Source organism: Kitasatospora sp. NPDC089797 (assembly GCF_040684795.1).
In the GTDB taxonomy this organism is placed as follows: Bacteria; Actinomycetota; Actinomycetes; order Streptomycetales; family Streptomycetaceae; genus Kitasatospora.
This window is the reverse complement of record NZ_JBFBGS010000023.1, coordinates 104,080-119,714: the sequence shown is the minus strand read 5'-3', so window position 1 is coordinate 119,714 and position 15,635 is coordinate 104,080. Positions and strand designations below refer to the sequence as shown.

The 15,635-nt window shown below is 74.5% G+C and carries 11 protein-coding genes and 1 riboswitch; of the genes, 7 read left to right on the top strand and 4 right to left on the bottom strand.

Features of this window, described 5'->3' with window-relative positions; all coding sequences use genetic code 11:
* Positions 1-123 precede the first annotated feature (123 nt).
* From AB0O91_RS20220 to AB0O91_RS20200, 5 genes are all read left to right on the top strand, one after another.
* On the top strand, positions 124-594 hold the full coding sequence (locus AB0O91_RS20220) for a gamma-glutamylcyclotransferase family protein (RefSeq protein WP_363434912.1): 471 nt from the start codon (positions 124-126) through the stop codon (positions 592-594).
* Between the two features lie 112 nt (positions 595-706).
* Complete coding sequence (gene cbiE, locus AB0O91_RS20215; RefSeq protein WP_363434909.1) at positions 707-1,945, top strand: precorrin-6y C5,15-methyltransferase (decarboxylating) subunit CbiE; 1,239 nt, start codon at positions 707-709, stop codon at positions 1,943-1,945.
* Positions 1,942-2,703: a precorrin-4 C(11)-methyltransferase gene (gene cobM, locus AB0O91_RS20210; protein WP_363434906.1), complete on the top strand. Its 762-nt coding sequence runs from the start codon at positions 1,942-1,944 to the stop codon at positions 2,701-2,703. The genes cbiE and cobM overlap by 4 nt, the downstream gene beginning before the upstream one ends.
* The gene (locus AB0O91_RS20205; protein ID WP_363434904.1) at positions 2,700-3,518 is read left to right on the top strand and encodes a cobalt-precorrin-6A reductase; all 819 of its coding nucleotides are present in this window, start codon (positions 2,700-2,702) and stop codon (positions 3,516-3,518) included. Before cobM ends, AB0O91_RS20205 begins: the two co-directional genes overlap by 4 nt.
* Before the next feature lie 244 nt (positions 3,519-3,762).
* A complete protein-coding gene (locus AB0O91_RS20200; RefSeq protein ID WP_363434902.1) occupies positions 3,763-4,278 on the top strand; it encodes a protein phosphatase in 516 nt (171 codons plus the stop codon).
* A 72-nt stretch (positions 4,279-4,350) separates the two neighbouring features.
* On the opposite strand, the gene AB0O91_RS20195 is transcribed toward AB0O91_RS20200, so the two are convergent.
* Positions 4,351-5,880, bottom strand: a complete 1,530-nt coding sequence (locus tag AB0O91_RS20195) for a UDP-N-acetylglucosamine 1-carboxyvinyltransferase (RefSeq protein WP_363434900.1) — start codon at positions 5,878-5,880, stop codon at positions 4,351-4,353.
* A 373-nt stretch (positions 5,881-6,253) separates the two neighbouring features.
* On the opposite strand from AB0O91_RS20195, the gene AB0O91_RS20190 reads away from it, so the two are divergent.
* Positions 6,254-7,993, top strand: coding sequence for a TIGR03767 family metallophosphoesterase (locus AB0O91_RS20190; RefSeq protein ID WP_363434897.1), 1,740 nt, complete (start codon positions 6,254-6,256; stop codon positions 7,991-7,993).
* A 100-nt stretch (positions 7,994-8,093) separates the two neighbouring features.
* On the opposite strand, the gene AB0O91_RS20185 is transcribed toward AB0O91_RS20190, so the two are convergent.
* From AB0O91_RS20185 to AB0O91_RS20175, 3 genes are read right to left on the bottom strand one after another with little or no spacing between them, the layout of a single operon-like run.
* Positions 8,094-9,632, bottom strand: coding sequence for a precorrin-2 C(20)-methyltransferase (locus AB0O91_RS20185; RefSeq protein ID WP_363434895.1), 1,539 nt, complete (start codon positions 9,630-9,632; stop codon positions 8,094-8,096).
* On the bottom strand, positions 9,629-10,255 hold the full coding sequence (locus AB0O91_RS20180) for a precorrin-8X methylmutase (protein ID WP_363434892.1): 627 nt from the start codon (positions 10,253-10,255) through the stop codon (positions 9,629-9,631). Before AB0O91_RS20180 ends, AB0O91_RS20185 begins: the two co-directional genes overlap by 4 nt.
* Entirely contained in the window at positions 10,252-11,520 is a 1,269-nt protein-coding gene (locus AB0O91_RS20175) for a cobalamin biosynthesis protein CobG (protein ID WP_363434889.1), read from the bottom strand. Before AB0O91_RS20175 ends, AB0O91_RS20180 begins: the two co-directional genes overlap by 4 nt.
* A gap of 203 nt (positions 11,521-11,723) precedes the next feature.
* Positions 11,724-11,809: riboswitch (cobalamin riboswitch) on the top strand.
* Positions 11,810-11,945: 136 nt separating this feature from the next.
* On the opposite strand from AB0O91_RS20175, the gene cobN reads away from it, so the two are divergent.
* On the top strand, positions 11,946-15,584 hold the full coding sequence (gene cobN / locus AB0O91_RS20170) for a cobaltochelatase subunit CobN (protein WP_363434887.1): 3,639 nt from the start codon (positions 11,946-11,948) through the stop codon (positions 15,582-15,584).
* Positions 15,585-15,635 lie beyond the last annotated feature (51 nt).

The window sequence follows — 15,635 nt, the reverse complement described above, 5'->3', positions numbered from 1 at the left end:
CTAGGACGGTGCTGGCCGAACATCCGATATGACAGCGCATCGACGCCCCCGCGCGCCAGTGGGTTCCACCCCTCGGTCGGCAGGACGTACCGTGGGCGCTCCCCCAGCGAGGAGGTCGGAAGCGTGTCCGCGACCGAGGAGGACCCGTCGGCCGGCACGGCGGCCCTGCCGTTCTTCGTGTACGGCACGCTGCGCAGCGGCGGCCGCAACCACACCGCCCACCTGGCCGGGCGCTGCGCCGAGGTCCTCCCGGCGGTGCTGGAGGGCGCGGCCCTGCACGACGGACCGGGCTTCCCGTACGCGGTCCCGGACCCGGCTCCCGGGCGCCGGATCGTCGGCGAGCTGATCACCGTACGGCCGGACGCCTACTCCGGGGCGCTCGCGGCACTCGACCGGCTGGAGGACTGCCGGGCGGACGGCACCGGGCTGTACGTGCGCCGGCGGGCGGTGGTGCGGACGGCGGCGGACGAACGGCGCACGGCATGGGTGTACCTCGCCGGACCGGCGGCCGCGGCCCGGCTGCGGGCACGGCCGGCGCTGATCGCCTCCGGGGACTGGTGCGGAGCGGCCCGGGAGGCGCCGCGCCGGGACTGAGCCGGGGAAGGGTCCGGGGAGCGCGCGGACCCGTCGAGGGCGGGCGGGTGACGGCTGATACCGCCAGGTAGGCTGCCCCGACCAGCAGGAACGACCCACGAGGAGCCACCCGGTGCCCGAGCTGCCCCCTCCGATCACCGTCGTCGGGATCGGGGCCGACGGCTGGCCCGGCCTGGCCGCCGTCTCCCGGGCCGCGCTGGAGTCCGCCCAGGTGGTCATCGGCGGCCCCCGGCAGCTGGAGCTGCTCCCGCACGACGCGGTCGGCGCCGAGCGCGTCGCCTGGCCGTCCCCGCTGCGCCCGGCCGTCCCCGGGCTGCTCGCCGAACACGCCGGCCGCCGCCTCGCCGTGCTGGCCAGCGGCGACCCGATGTTCTTCGGCATCGGCCGGACCCTCGCCGAGGTCGTCGGCGCCGAACGGCTGCGCGTCCTGCCGCACCCGTCCTCCGTCTCCTACGCCTGTGCCCGGCTCGGCTGGCCGCTGGAGGCGACCGAGGTGGTCAGCCTGGTCGGCCGCCCGCCGGCCGCCCTCGCGCTCGCCCTGCACCCCGGCCGCCGCCTGCTGGTGCTCAGCGCCGACGCCACCAGCCCGGCCACCGTCGCCGCGCTGCTCACCGAGCACGGCTTCGGCACCGCCCGGCTGCGCGTGCTGGAGCGGCTCGGCCACGCCGCGGAACGGCAGCTCGACGGCCGCGCCGAGGACTGGCCGCACCCGCCCGGCGAGGCGCTGAACCTCGTCGCCGTCGAACTCGGCGACGGTCCGCGCGGCTCGCTCGTCCCCGGCCTGCCCGACGACGCGTACGAGAGCGACGGCCAGCTCACCAAGCGGCACGTCCGCGCCGCCACCCTCGCCACCCTCGCCCCCTCCCCCGGCGAACTGCTCTGGGACGTCGGCGGCGGCTCCGGCTCGATCGCCGTCGAGTGGCTGCGCGCCCACCGGGACTGCCGGGCCGTCAGCATCGAGCGCGACCCGGTGCGGGCCGAGCGGATCGAGCGCAACGCCGCCCGGCTCGGCGTGCCCCGGCTCCGGGTGGTGACCGGCCGCGCCCCGGCCGCGCTCACCGAACTCCCCACCCCTGACGCCGTGTTCATCGGCGGCGGCCTCACCGCTCCCGGCCTGCTGGAGAGTTGCTGGGCCGCGCTGCGCCCGGGCGGCCGACTCGTCGCCAACACCGTGACGTTGGAGTCCGAGGCGCTGCTCGCGCAGTGGTACCGGCGGCACGGCGGGGAGCTGGTCAAGCTGGCCGTCGCCCACGCCGTACCGGTGGGCGGCTTCACCGGGTGGCGACAGGCCATGCCGGTCACCCAGTGGTCCGCCGTCAAGCCCGTCACCCCTCAGGAGGACGCCTCGTGACCGTCTACTTCATCGGCGCCGGCCCGGGCGCCGCCGACCTGATCACCCTGCGCGGCCAGCGCCTGCTGGCCCGTGCCGAGGTCTGCCTCTACGCCGGCAGCCTCGTCCCGCGCGAGCTGCTGGACGAGTGCCCGCCCGGCGCCCGGCTGGTCGACACCGCCCAGCTCACCCTGGACCGGATCGTCGCCGAGCTGGTCGCCGCGCACGAGGCGGGCCAGGACGTGGCCCGGCTGCACTCCGGTGACCCGTCGGTGTTCTCCGCCGTCGCCGAGCAGATGCGCCGGCTGGACGCGGCCGGCGTCCCGTACGAGGTGGTCCCCGGGGTGCCCGCCTTCGCCGCCGCCGCGGCCGCGCTGAAGCGGGAGCTGACCGTGCCGACCGTCGGCCAGACCGTCATCCTGACCCGGATCGCCAAGCGCGCCACCCCGATGCCCGAGGGCGAGGACCTCGCCACCCTCGGCCGCAGCGGCGCCCTGCTGGTGCTGCACCTGGCCGCCGGGTACGTGGACGACGTGGTCGAGCAGTTGCTCCCGCAGTACGGCGCCGACTGCCCGGCCGCCGTGGTCGCGATGGCCAGCCGGCCGGACGAGCTGGTGCTGCGCGGCACGCTCGCCGACATCGCCGGGCAGGTCAAGGAGGCGGGCGTGGTGCGCACCGCCGTCATCATCGTCGGCCGCACCCTCGCCGCGGAGCAGTTCCGGGACAGCCACCTCTACTCGGCGGACCGCGAGCGCCCGCACGAGCCCTGCGGCGCATGACCCGGCCCACCCCGGCACGATCCATCCCGGCGCGGCCCGCCTCGACCCGGCCCCCGCGCCATGTGCTCGTCCTCGGCGGGACGACGGAGGGACGGGCGCTGGCCGCCGCGTTGGACGGCCGGCCGGGCCTGCGGGTGACCAGTTCGCTGGCCGGGCGGGTCGCCCGGCCCCGGCTGCCCGCCGGGGAGGTGCGGATCGGCGGCTTCGGCGGCCCGGACGGGCTGGCCGACTGGCTGCGCGCCGAGGCCGTGGCCGCCGTGGTGGACGCCACCCACCCGTTCGCCGCCGGGATGTCGCACAACGCCGCCCTCGCGGCCGCTGCCACCGGGGTGCCGCTGCTGGTGCTGCGCCGCCCGGGCTTCGCGCCCGTCGCCGGGGACCGCTGGCACCGCGTCCCCTCGCTGGCGGCCGCGGCCGGACTCCTGCCCGGCTTCGGACGCCGGGTCTTCCTCAGCTCCGGCCGGCAGGGCATCGCCGCCTTCGCCGGGCTGGACGGGCTGCACTTCGTGTCCCGCTCGGTCGACCCGCCCGAGCCGCCGCTGCCCCGATCGCTCGAAGTCGTGCTGGACCGGGGTCCGTTCACCCTGGACGGCGAGCGGGCGCTGCTGCGCGGGCACCGGATCGACGTGCTCGTCACCAAGGACAGCGGCGGCGCCGCGACCGCCCCCAAGCTCACCGCCGCGCGTGAACTCGGCCTGCCCGTGGTCGTGGTGGAGCGCCCGCCGGTGCCGGGCGGGGTGCCGGTCGCGCCGGACGTGCCGGGCGCGGTGCGGTGGTTGGAGCAACTGCCCTGGTGCGTCGACCCGGTGGGATGACCGGCGGCGCCCCTCGACCACCCGGAGACGACGACCCGGTGACGATGCCCCGGAGACACCGACCCGATGACGACGACCCGGTGACGACGGCCCGGTGACGACGGCCGACGTCGAGGCGGGCGGACCGCCCTGGTGATGACCTGCGCGGGCCGGGAACCCGTCGCCGCCGCAGCGTCGTTGGACGTCCTGGGCCGCCCCGGCGAGGAGGCCTTCCCGCCGCACGGGCGGGCCGGAAGGAGCAGGAATGCGCACCCGCCAGAAGGAACGGGACACCCACGGGCCGTCCGAGCCCTGGAACGAGGTCTTCCCGGGGCTCTGGATGGGCGGGCACTACTGCACCCCGCCCGGCGGCGAGCTGGAACCGGTGGTCGTCGGGCGGCAGTTCGACCTGGTGGTCAGCCTGTTCACACTCCCCGGGCACGGCCCGGCCGCCGGAGTGGAACACGTCGTCCGGGAGGTGCCGGACGCCCCGCTCTCGCCCGACCAACTGCTTGCCGTCCAGGAGGCGGCGGAGCTCACCGTGTCCGCCGTGCGCCGGGGCCGGCGGACGCTGGTGCGCTGCCGCTCCGGCTACAACCGCTCCGGCCTGGTGGCCGCACAGGCGCTGGTCCACCTCGGGCACGGACCGGCCGAGGCGGTCCGGCTGATCCGGGAGCGGCGTTCGCCCCGGGCACTGAACAACCCGGTGTTCGTGGACTACCTGAACACCGGGTTGGACGTGGCCGTTCTGCTGACCGGCCTCAGCGAGGCGGAGCGGTAAGCGGGCCGGTAAGCGGGCCGACGGGCGGACCGGCCGGCGCGGTGACGGACGGACGGACTGACCGACTGACCGTCAGATGTCGCGGAAGGTCTCGATCTGGGCGCCGATCGAGTTGAGCCGCTCGGCGAGGTCCTCGTAACCCCGGTTGATGACGTAGACGTTGCGCAGCACCGAGGTGCCCTGGGCGGCGAGCATCGCGAGCAGGATGACCACGGCCGGGCGCAGCGCGGGCGGGCACATCATCTCGGCGGCGCGCCAGCGGGTCGGCCCCTGGACCAGGACGCGGTGCGGGTCGAGCAGCTTGACGTCGGCGCCCAGCCGGGTCAGCTCGGTGAGGTAGATCGCGCGGTTGTCGTAGACCCAGTCGTGGATCATCGTGGTGCCGTGCGCGGCCGCGGCGATGGCGGCGAAGAACGGCACGTTGTCGATGTTGATGCCGGGGAACGGCATCGGGTGGATCGTGTCGATCGGCGCGGTCAGCTTGGAGGGGCGCACGGTGAGGTCGACCAGCCGGGTGTGGCCGTTGTGGGCCGGGTACTCCGGGGTCCGGTCGTAGTCGAGGCCCATGCCCTCCAGCACCGCGAGTTCGATCTCCAGGAACTCGATCGGCACCCGGCGGATCGTCAGCTCGGAGGAGGTGACCACGGCGGCGGCGAGCAGGCTCATCGCCTCCACCGGGTCCTCGGCCGGGGTGTAGTCGACGTCGCAGCCGATCTGCGGGACGCCGTGGACGGTGAGGGTGGTGGTGCCGATGCCCTCGATCTTCACGCCCAGCTCCTCCAGGAAGAAGCAGAGGTCCTGGACCATGTAGTTGGGCGAGGCGTTGCGGATGACGCTGACGCCGTCGTGCCGCGCGGCGGCCAGCAGGGCGTTCTCGGTGACGGTGTCCCCGCGCTCGGTCAGCACGATCGGACGGTCCATCGGGGCGCCGGGCTCGACCGAGGCGTGGTAGGCGCCGCCGGTGGTGGCGACCTCCAGGCCGAAGCGGCGCAGCGCGGTCAGGTGCGGCTGGACGGTGCGGGTGCCGAGGTCGCAGCCGCCGGCGTACGGGATGGCGAAGCGCTCGGCGCGGTGCATCAGCGGGCCGAGGAACATCAGCACGCTGCGGGTGCGGCGGGCGGCCTCGACGTCCATCGCGGCGAGGTCGAGCTCGGCCGGCGGGGTGAGTTCGAGGTCGCGGCCGTCGTTGAGCCAGCGGCTCCTGACGCCGATGCTGGTGAGCACCTCGAGGATCCGGTACACCTCCTCGATCCGGGCGACGCTGCGGATCGTGGTGCGGCCGGTGGTCAGCAGCGAGGCGCAGAGGATGGCGACGCAGGCGTTCTTGCTGCTGCGGACGTCGATGGCGCCGGAGAGGCGGGTGCCGCCGGTGACCCGCAGATGCATCGGGCCGGAGTAGCCGAGGGAGACGATCTCGCTGTTGAGGGCGTCGCCGATGCGCGCGATCATCTCAAGGCTGACGTTCTGCTTTCCCTGCTCAATGCGGTTGACCGCGCTCTGGCTGGTGCCGAGTGCCTCGCCGAGCTGGGCCTGGGACCAGCCGCGGTGCTGGCGAGCGGTACGGATGAGGGTGCCGATACGGGTGAGGTAGTCGCCTGTCACTCGGCAGACCATATCTCATGGTTGAGATGGCGACAGAATCATGGACGGCCATGGCGCCACTTTTGTCCGTTTCTCACCCCGTATGAGCGTTGGATCTTCACATCACCGGACGGTATTGCTGAGCTTCTGCTGTGCGAGCACACCGCTCAACTCGGCGCCCCGCCAGGCCCGGCCACGCCCGGCGACCCGTGTGCGGCCTGCGAAGGGGGGCCGCCCCCCGTTCCCGAAGAGTTCTCCGCACGGGTCTAACACCCGACGGCTACCCGTGGGTAATCTGGCGGCCCGCCAGCAGCGGGTTCATGACACTCAGCCCCGGTGGACGGGACGTCCTTCCCGACCGGGCATCGGCATGTGGGGGTTCTTCGTGGCAGGCATGAGACGACGCACGTTCCTGACCGGTACGTCGGTGGCCGCCGCCTGGTCGGCCCTGTCGCTGGGCGGCGCGCAGCTCGCCTCGGCCGCCGCCCGGGAACAGGCGCTGACGACCACAGCCGCACGGGCGGTCAAGGTCGCCGGGACGACCCTGGAGCAGGTGGCCACGCCGGTCGGCACCGGCTCCTACAAGCGGCTGACGGCCGGGCCGGGGTGGCCGCTGGTGGTGCGCGGGGATCTCGCGGCGCCGGGCTCCGGGCGGGACGACCGCCGCACCGGGCTGGCCAGCTTCGTCCAGTTCAGCGACCTGCACCTGGTGGACACCGAGTCCCCGGTGCGCTTCGAGTTCCTCGCCAAGCTCACCGACAGCGCGTACCGGCCGCAGGAGGCCCTGAACGCCCGGGGCGTCTCGTCCCTCGTCGAGCGGGTCAACTCGCTCGACGGCGGCCCCTACACCGGGATGCCGTTCAGCCTGGTGATGGCCACCGGTGACAACACCGACAACCACGAACTGGCCGAGCTGGACTGGTACCTGACCGTCATGGGCGGCGGACGGATGGCCCAGAACACCGGCGACCCGAACCGCTACGAGGGCGTCCAGAACTCCGGGAACGCGGCCTTCTGGAACCCCGAACTCGCCTACCAGGACGTCTACAAGGCGAAGGGCTTCCCGCAGGTGCCCGGCTTCCTGTCGGCGGCCGGCCGCCCCTTCGACGCGCCGGGCCTGAGGACCCCCTGGTACACCACGGTCGGCAACCACGACGACAGCATCGAGGGCTCGCTGCCCGACTTCGGGCTGCTGAACGACCTCTACACCGGCGGGCTCAAACTGGAGGGCTGCGACGACGCGACCGCCGGGCAGCTGATGGACTCGCTGCGCCGCGACCCGGCGGGCGCCGTCCTGCTGCTCGCCAAGCTGCTCGCGAACGGCGAGGCGGTGCGCCGGGTGACCCCGGACGAGCGCCGGCACCCGTTCACGCTCAAGCAGTTCGCCAAGGCCCACCTCGACCCGGCCGTCACCGGCGCCGGTCCGTACGGGCACGGCTTCACCTCGGACATGGTGGGCAGCGGCAAGCTCTACTACACCTTCCGGATCTCGGAGCGGGTCGTCGGCATCAGCCTGGACACCACCAACCAGGCCGGGTTCGCGGACGGCTCCCTTGGCACCGCCCAACTGCGCTGGCTGGAGCAGCAGTTGAAGAACCACAGCGGGCACTGGTACGACGCCGACGGGAAGCGGGTCACCGGCGGCAGCACGGACGACGTGATCCTGGTCTTCAGCCACCACACCAGCGGCTCGATGGGCAACCTGCTGCCGGACCCGCGCAACATCTTCGAGAAGCGGCACGACGGCAACGAGCTGGTCGCGCTGCTCCAGCGCTACCCGAACGTGGTCGGCTGGGTGAACGGGCACACCCACATGAACAAGATCACGGCGCACGGCCACGCGGTGCCGGAGCGGGCGTTCTGGGAGATCAACACCGCCTCGCACATCGACTACCCGCAGCACGGGCGGATCATCGAGATCGCGGACAACGGGGACGGCACGCTGTCGCTGTTCACCACGCTGATCGAGTCCTCCGCGCCGTACGCGACGGACTTCGGCAACACCTCGGACGCCAACCTGGCGGCGCTGTACCGCGAGTTGTCGTACAACGACCCGAACGGGAGGGTCACCGCCCTGCTCGGGACCGGTCAGGACCACAACACCGAGCTGCTGATCACCAAGCCGACGCGGTGACAGCCGACGGCTGACGGCTGACGGCTGACGGCTGACGGAGAACAGAGAACAGATGACAGCCAACAGATTTCATCATCTGTCAGCTGTCATCTGTTCGCCGTCACGCCTCCGGGTACCGCCGCGGCGTCCAGACGACCTCCACGCCCTCGGCCCGCTCGACCGCCTGGGTCTGCGAGGAGCCGATCAGCAGGATCGTCCGCATGTCCACCAGCGCCGGATCCAGTTCGCCCAGCCGGACGATCCGGATCCGCTCGGTCGGCCCGCCGACGTCGCGGGCCATCACCACCGGGGTCTCCGGCGCGCGGTACTCCAGCAGCAGGTCCCGGGCCAGGCCGACCTGGGTGGTGCGGGACTTCGAGCCCGGGTTGTACAGCGCGAGCACCAGGTCCGCCGCGGCCGCGGCGCGCAGTCGCGCCGCCACCACCTCCCAGGGCTTCAGCCGGTCCGACAGCGACACCACCGCGTAGTCGTGCCCGAGCGGGGCCCCGGCCCGGGAGGCCGCCGCGTGGGCGGCGGTCATCCCGGGGACGATCCGCACCGGGACGTCCCGGTAGTCCGGCTCGCAGGCGACCTCCAGCACGGCCGTGGCCATCGCGAAGACACCCGGGTCACCCGAGGACACGACGCAGACCCGGTGTCCGCGCCGGGCGAGGTCCAGGGCGAACTCGGCGCGCTCGGACTCCACCTTGTTGTCCGAGCCGTGCCGCCGCTGCCCCGGCCGGGCCGGCACCCGGTCCAGGTAGGTGGTGTAGCCGACCAGGTCGGTGGCCTCGGCCAGCGCACCGCGCGCCTCCGGGGTGAGCCAGAGCGGCCCGGCCGGCCCGGTGCCGACCACGGTCACGCTGCCGACGCCGTCGGCGAGCCGCACCACCGGCTCCAGCGGCGCGACCTTGCTCGGCAGCACCGCCACCGAGAAGTAGGGGACGCTCTCCCCCTCGACCTCGGCGAGCGGCGCGATGCGCTCACCCGCCATGAAGGCGCGCTCGACGTACTGGGCGTCGTCCAGTCGCCCGGCCCGCTCCAGCGCCCGCCGGACGGTCGGGAAGGTACGGCCCAGCTTCATGATCACCGCAGAGTCGGCGGCCGCGATCCGCGCCGTCAGCTCCTCCTCGGGCAGCGTGCCCGGGATGACGGTGAGGGTCTCCTCGGCCTCGGTCAGCGGCTGCCCGAGCCGGGCCGCCGCCGCACTGACCGAGGTCACGCCGGGCACCACCTCGGTCGGGTAGCGGTGCGCGAGCCGCTTGTGCATGTGCTGGTAGGAGCCGTAGAACAGCGGGTCGCCCTCGGCGAGGACGACGACGTCGCGCCCGGCGTCCAGGTGGGCGGCCAGCCGCTCGGCGGCCTCCTCGTAGAACTCGTCCAGCGCACCCCGGTAGCCACCGGGGTGCTCGGTGGTCTCGACGGTGAGCGGGTAGACCAGCTTCTCCTCGGTCTGACCACCCGTCAGGTACCGTTCGGCGATCGAGCGCGCGATGGAGCGGCCGTGCCGGGCGCTGTGGTAGGCCACCACGTCGGCCTTGCCGATGAGTTCGGCCGCGCGGACGGTCACCAGCGAGGGGTCGCCGGGGCCGAGCCCGACACCGTACAGCCGACCGGTCGCGCCCCGGGGCTCCAGGCCGCTGCCCTGATGGTCCGTCATTCTTCTTCGCTCGCAATCGCATTGATCGCGGCGGCGGCGATCGCACTGCCGCCGCGGCGGCCGCGCACCACCAAGTGCTCCAGGCCGGAGGGGTGTTCGGCCAGGGCCTGCTTGGACTCGGCCGCGCCGATGAAGCCGACCGGCACCCCGATCACCGCGGCCGGGCGCGGCGCGCCCGCCTCGATCATCTCCAGCAGCCGGAACAGCGAGGTCGGCGCGTTGCCGACGGCGACCACCGCGCCCTCCAGTCGGGGCAGCCACAGCTCCATGGCCGCCGCACTGCGGGTGTTGCCCATCGCCCGGGCGAGCCCGGGGACCGACGGGTCGGTCAGGGTGCAGATCACCTCGTTGTCGGCGGGCAGCCGCTTGCGGGTGACCCCGCTGGCCACCATGTTCACGTCGCACAGGATCGGCGCACCCGCGCGCAGCGCCGCGCGCGCCGAGGCGACCACACCGGGCGAGTACACCAGGTCCTCGACCAGGTCGGTCATCCCGCAGGCGTGGATCATCCGCACCGCGACCTGGGAGACGTCCGCCGGGAGGGCGGCCAGATCGGCCTCCGCACGGATGGTGGCAAAGGACTGGCGGTAGATGGACGCGCCGTCCTTCTCGTACTCGATCACTTCGTGGTCCTCCTGGCCCCGGCGACCGCCGCGGCCATCTCCTCGTTCCTCACGTCCACGGGAACGCCCGCGGTCGCGGCCGGTCCGTTCACCGTCACCCGGTAGCCGCGCCCCGTGGCGAGCACGTCCACCCACCGCCCGGCCGGATGGCCGCAGCGCCGTTCACAGCCCGACCAGTGCACGGGCAGTCCGCCGGCCCCGGCCTCCGGCATCACTGCGGCGTCGGCCTCCGGCGCCAGGGCGGCATCCGCCTCCAGCGCCAGGGCGGCGTCGCTCCGCACGTCGGCCAGCGACCTGGCGCAGCCCGGCAGCCCGGTGCAGGCGGTGGCCCGCTCCCAGGCCGAGCCCGGCTCGGTGCGGAACCCGGCCGCGGCCAGCGCGGGCAGCCGGTCGGCCGCGGCGCCGGGCAGCACCGCGCCCCGCCAGGGGGTCAGCCGCAGTTCACCGGCCGAGGCGGCGACCAGCGCGCGCCACTGCGCGGCGCTCGCCCGGCCGAAGCGCATGCCCACCGAGAGCCCGCCGGGCAGTGCGCCGACGGCGGGCGCCGCACCGGCGACCGCGGGCAGCGGCACCGTGCCGGGCGCCAGCAGTTCGGGCACCTCGCGCAGGTGCCAGGCCCGGCGGCCGCTGCTCCGCAGCGCGTCCAGGAAGGCGCGGGCCGCGTCCAGCACCGCCGCGACCTCCCGGCCGGGCTCGACCGGATGCCCGTCGGCGGCGCGTCCGAGACGCAGCACCGCGGGCCCGCCCCGGCCTGCGATCAATGTCACATCGGCGTCGAGCGCGGCGACGTCGCCCCGCCCGTCATCCAGCGCGAACAGGAACTTGCCGGACAGCCCGGTCGCCCACCCGCTCGCACACAGCCGCTCGTCCAGGTCCCGCGCCCAGGCCTGCACGTCGGCGCCCCCGGTCGCACCCAGCCCCGCCAGCGGTGAGGCGACGATGTTGCGCACCCGCTCGTGGGTGTCCGAGGGCAGCAGTCCGACGGCGCGCAGCCGGTCGGCGAGTTCGGCCCCGCAGTCCGGACTCAGGCCGCGCAGTTGGACGTTGCCGCGCGAGGTGGTCTCCAGCCCGCCGTCGCCCAGGGCCTCGGCGGCCTCGGCCAGGGCCAGTGCCTGATGGTCCGTCAGCAGCCCGCCGGGCAGTCGGACCCTCGCGAGCCCGCCGTCGTCGGCGGTGTGCAGGCGGAGCGCCCCGGGGCAGGCGTCCGCGCGCCCCCGGTCGGGCACCGCGGCGCCCGGCGCTTCGGCGTCGGGTGTCGGTGGCATGGCGGCGAGCATACAGATGATCCGATCGCTTGCCCCCGTCCGCTGCATCACACCCGGAGCACCGGGCGCTCCCGTGCGCCGGGTCGCCGCCCACCCGTGCACCGAGCCCGGCAAAGCCGGCTCTCCCCCAGGTCAGCCGTACCCCGTACGATGCAGGGCGGACGGCCCCAGCGGGCCGTCCGACCGCCAGCGACGGCGCAGGGGAGGAAACCGGTGCGAGCCCGGTGCGGTCCCGCCACTGTGACCGCGGCTCACCGGGAAGCCGGTCGGCCGCGGGAGCCAGGAACTCCCGCCGTCCTCCACCGGCCCGGGGCGCGGACCCCGAGGAAGGCAGAAATGCACCACCGCTGTCGCATGCCCGCGCCCGTTCCCCCGGCCACCACTGCGGCCGTCCTGGCCGCCGAAGAGGCCGGGAGGGCCTTCGCATGATCCTGCTGCTGTCGACGTCCGACACCGACCTGCTCAGTGCCCGCGCTTCGACCGGCCCGGTCCCGTACCGGCTCGGCAACCCCGCCCGGCTGAGCCCCGAGGACCTGCCCGCGCTGCTGGACGGCACCGATCTGGTCGTGGTCCGCCTGCTCGGCGGTCGCCGCGCCTGGCAGGAGGGCCTGGACGCGCTGCTGGCCGGCCCGCGCCCGGTGGTCGTGCTGACGGGGGAACAGGCCCCCGACGCCCAGCTGATGGAGCTGTCCACGGTGCCGGCCGGCATCGCGGCCGAGGCGCACGCCTACCTCGCCCACGGCGGCGCGGCCAACCTGGCCGAGCTGGGCGCGTTCCTCTCCGACACCGTGCTGCTGACCGGCCACGGCTTCGCCCCGCCCGCCTCCGCGCCGGCCTGGGGCCCGCTGGAGCGCGAGGCCCGGACGGCCGAGGGGCCGATCGTCGCGGTGCTGTACTACCGGGCCCACCACATGAGCGGCAACACCGCCTTCGTGGAGACGCTCTGCCGGGCGATAGAGGACCGGGGCGCGCAGGCCCGCGCCTACTACTGCGCCTCGCTGCGCGGTGCCGAGCCCGAACTGCTGGCCGCCCTCGGCGAGGCCGACGCGCTCGTCACCACCGTGCTCGCCGCCGGCGGCACCCGCCCGGCCGACGCCCAGGCCGGCGGCGACGAGGAGGCCTGGGACGCCGGCGCGCTCGCCGCCCTGGACCGCCCGATCCTCCAGGCGCTCTGCCTCACCTGGTCGCGCGCCCAGTGGGAGGCCAGCGACGACGGCCTGTCCCCGCTGGACACCGCCACCCAGATCGCGGTGCCGGAGTTCGACGGCCGCCTGATCAGCGTCCCGTTCTCCTTCAAGGAGCTGGACGAGGACGGCCTGACCGTCTACGCCGCCGACCCCGAGCGCGCCGCCCGGGTGGCCGGCACCGCCGTGAGCCACGCCCGGCTGCGGCACGTCCCGGCCGCCGAGCGCCGCCTCGCCCTGGTGCTGTCCGCCTACCCGACCAAGCACTCCCGGGTCGGCAACGCCGTCGGCCTGGACACCCCGGCCAGCGCGATGCGCCTGCTGGAGCGCCTGCGCGCGGAGGGCATGGACCTCGGCTCCGCCCTGCCCGGCTTCAACTCCGCCACCGACGGCGGGGAGGACGACGGCCACGAGGGCGACGCCCTGATCCACGCCCTGATCGCGGCCGGCGGCTACGACCAGGACTGGCTCACCGAGGACCAGCTCGCCCGCAACCCGGTCCGCATCCCCGCCGCCGACTACCGCCGCTGGTACGCCGGCCTCCCGCAGGGCCTGCGCGAGCAGGTCGAGGAGCACTGGGGCCCGGCCCCCGGCGAGCTGTACGTCGACCGCTCGCAGAACCCGGACGGCGACATCGTGCTCGCCGCGATCCGCTCCGGGAACCTGCTGGTGCTCATCCAGCCGCCGCGCGGCTTCGGCGAGAACCCGGTCGCCATCTACCACGACCCCGACCTGCCGCCGAGCCACCACTACCTGGCCGCCTACCGCTGGATCCAGGCCGCCCAGGAGGACGGCGGCTTCGGCGCCCACGCCGTCATCCACCTCGGCAAGCACGGCAACCTGGAGTGGCTGCCCGGCAAGACCGCCGCGCTGTCCGCCGAGTGCGGGCCGGACGCCGTCCTCGGCGACCTCCCGCTGGTCTACCCCTTCCTGGTCAACGACCCGGGCGAGGGCACCCAGGCCAAGCGCCGCGCCCACGCCACCCTCGTCGACCACCTCGTCCCGCCGATGGCCCGCGCCGACTCCTACGGCGACATCGCACGCCTGGAGCAGCTGCTCGACGAGCACTCCAACATCGCCGCGATGGACCCGGCCAAGCTGCCCGCCATCCGCGCCCAGATCTGGACCCTGATCCAGGCCGCCAAGCTGGACCACGACCTCGGCCTGGACGAACGCCCCGAGGACGACGGCTTCGACGACTTCCTGCTGCACGTCGACGGCTGGCTGTGCGAGGTCAAGGACGCCCAGATCCGCGACGGCCTGCACGTCCTCGGCCAGGCACCGGTCGGCACCGACCGGGTCAACATCGTGCTCGCCATCCTGCGCGCCCGGCAGATCTGGGGCGGCGTCAGCGCGCTGCCCGGCCTGCGCGAGGCGCTCGGCCTGGACGAGGCGGCCCTCACCCTCGGCGCCACCGACGCGGCCGAGGCGCAGGCCCGCGCCCTGGTCGAGGCGATGGAGGCGGCCGACTGGGCGCCCGAGGCGGTGGAGAAGGTCGCCGCCGACCTGCCGGAGGCCGTCCGGACGGCCGTCCAGGAGGTGCTGGCCTTCGCCGCCACCCAGGTGGTGCCGCGGCTGTCCGCGACCACCGACGAGCTGGACGCCGTGCTGCACGCGCTCCAGGGCGGCTTCGTCCCGGCCGGCCCCTCCGGCTCGCCGCTGCGCGGCCTGGTCAACGTGCTGCCGACCGGCCGCAACTTCTACTCCGTCGACCCGAAGGCCGTCCCCAGCAAGCTCGCCTGGGAGACCGGCCAGGCGCTGGCGAGCTCCCTGGTCGACCGCTACCGGGCCGACAACGACGGCGCCTACCCGCCCTCGGTCGGGCTCTCGCTCTGGGGCACCAGCGCGATGCGCACCGCCGGCGACGACATCGCCGAGGCCTTCGCCCTGCTCGGTGTCCGCCCGGTCTGGGACGACGCCTCGCGCCGGGTCACCGGCCTGGAGCCGATCCCGCAGGCCGAGCTCGGCCGCCCGCGGATCGACGTCACGCTGCGCATCTCCGGCTTCTTCCGGGACGCCTTCCCGCACGTGGTCGCCCTGCTGGACGACGCGGTGCGCCTGGCCGCCGCCCAGGAGGAGGCGGACGAGGACAACTTCGTGCGCGCCCACGTCCAGGCCGACCTCGCAGTGCACGGCGACGAGCGCAAGGCCACCGTCCGGGTCTTCGGCTCCCGCCCGGGCACCTACGGCGCGGGCCTGCTCCAGCTGATCGACAGCCGGGACTGGCGCACCGACGCCGACCTCGCCGAGGTCTACACCGTGTGGGGCGGCTACGCGTACGGCCGCGGCCTGGACGGGCGCCCGGCGCGCGAGGAGATGGAGACCGCGTACAAGCGGATCACCGTCGCCGCGAAGAACACCGACACCCGCGAGCACGACATCGCCGACTCGGACGACTACTTCCAGTACCACGGCGGCATGGTGGCCACCGTGCGCGCCCTCACCGGCAAGGCCCCGACCGCCTACATCGGCGACTCGACCCGCCCGGAGACGGTCCGCACCCGCACCCTGACCGAGGAGGCCGCCCGGGTCTTCCGCGCCCGGGTGGTCAACCCGCGCTGGATCGAGGCGATGCGCCGCCACGGCTACAAGGGCGCCTTCGAGATGGCCGCCACGGTCGACTACCTGTTCGGCTACGACGCCACCACGGGCGTGGTCGCGGACTGGATGTACGAGAAGCTGACCCAGGAGTACGTCCTCGACCCGGTCAACCGGGAGTTCCTGGCGGGGGCCAACCCGTGGGCCCTGCACGGGATCAGCGAGCGGCTGCTGGAGGCGGCGAGCCGCGGGCTGTGGGAGCAGCCGGACCCGCAGCTGATCGAGCAGCTCCAGGCCGCCTTCCTCGAGACCGAGGGCGACCTGGAGGGCGACGAGGGCTGAGGCCCCGGTGGGTGGCGCCGTCCGGAGCGGCGGCGCCACCCGCGGGCGGGT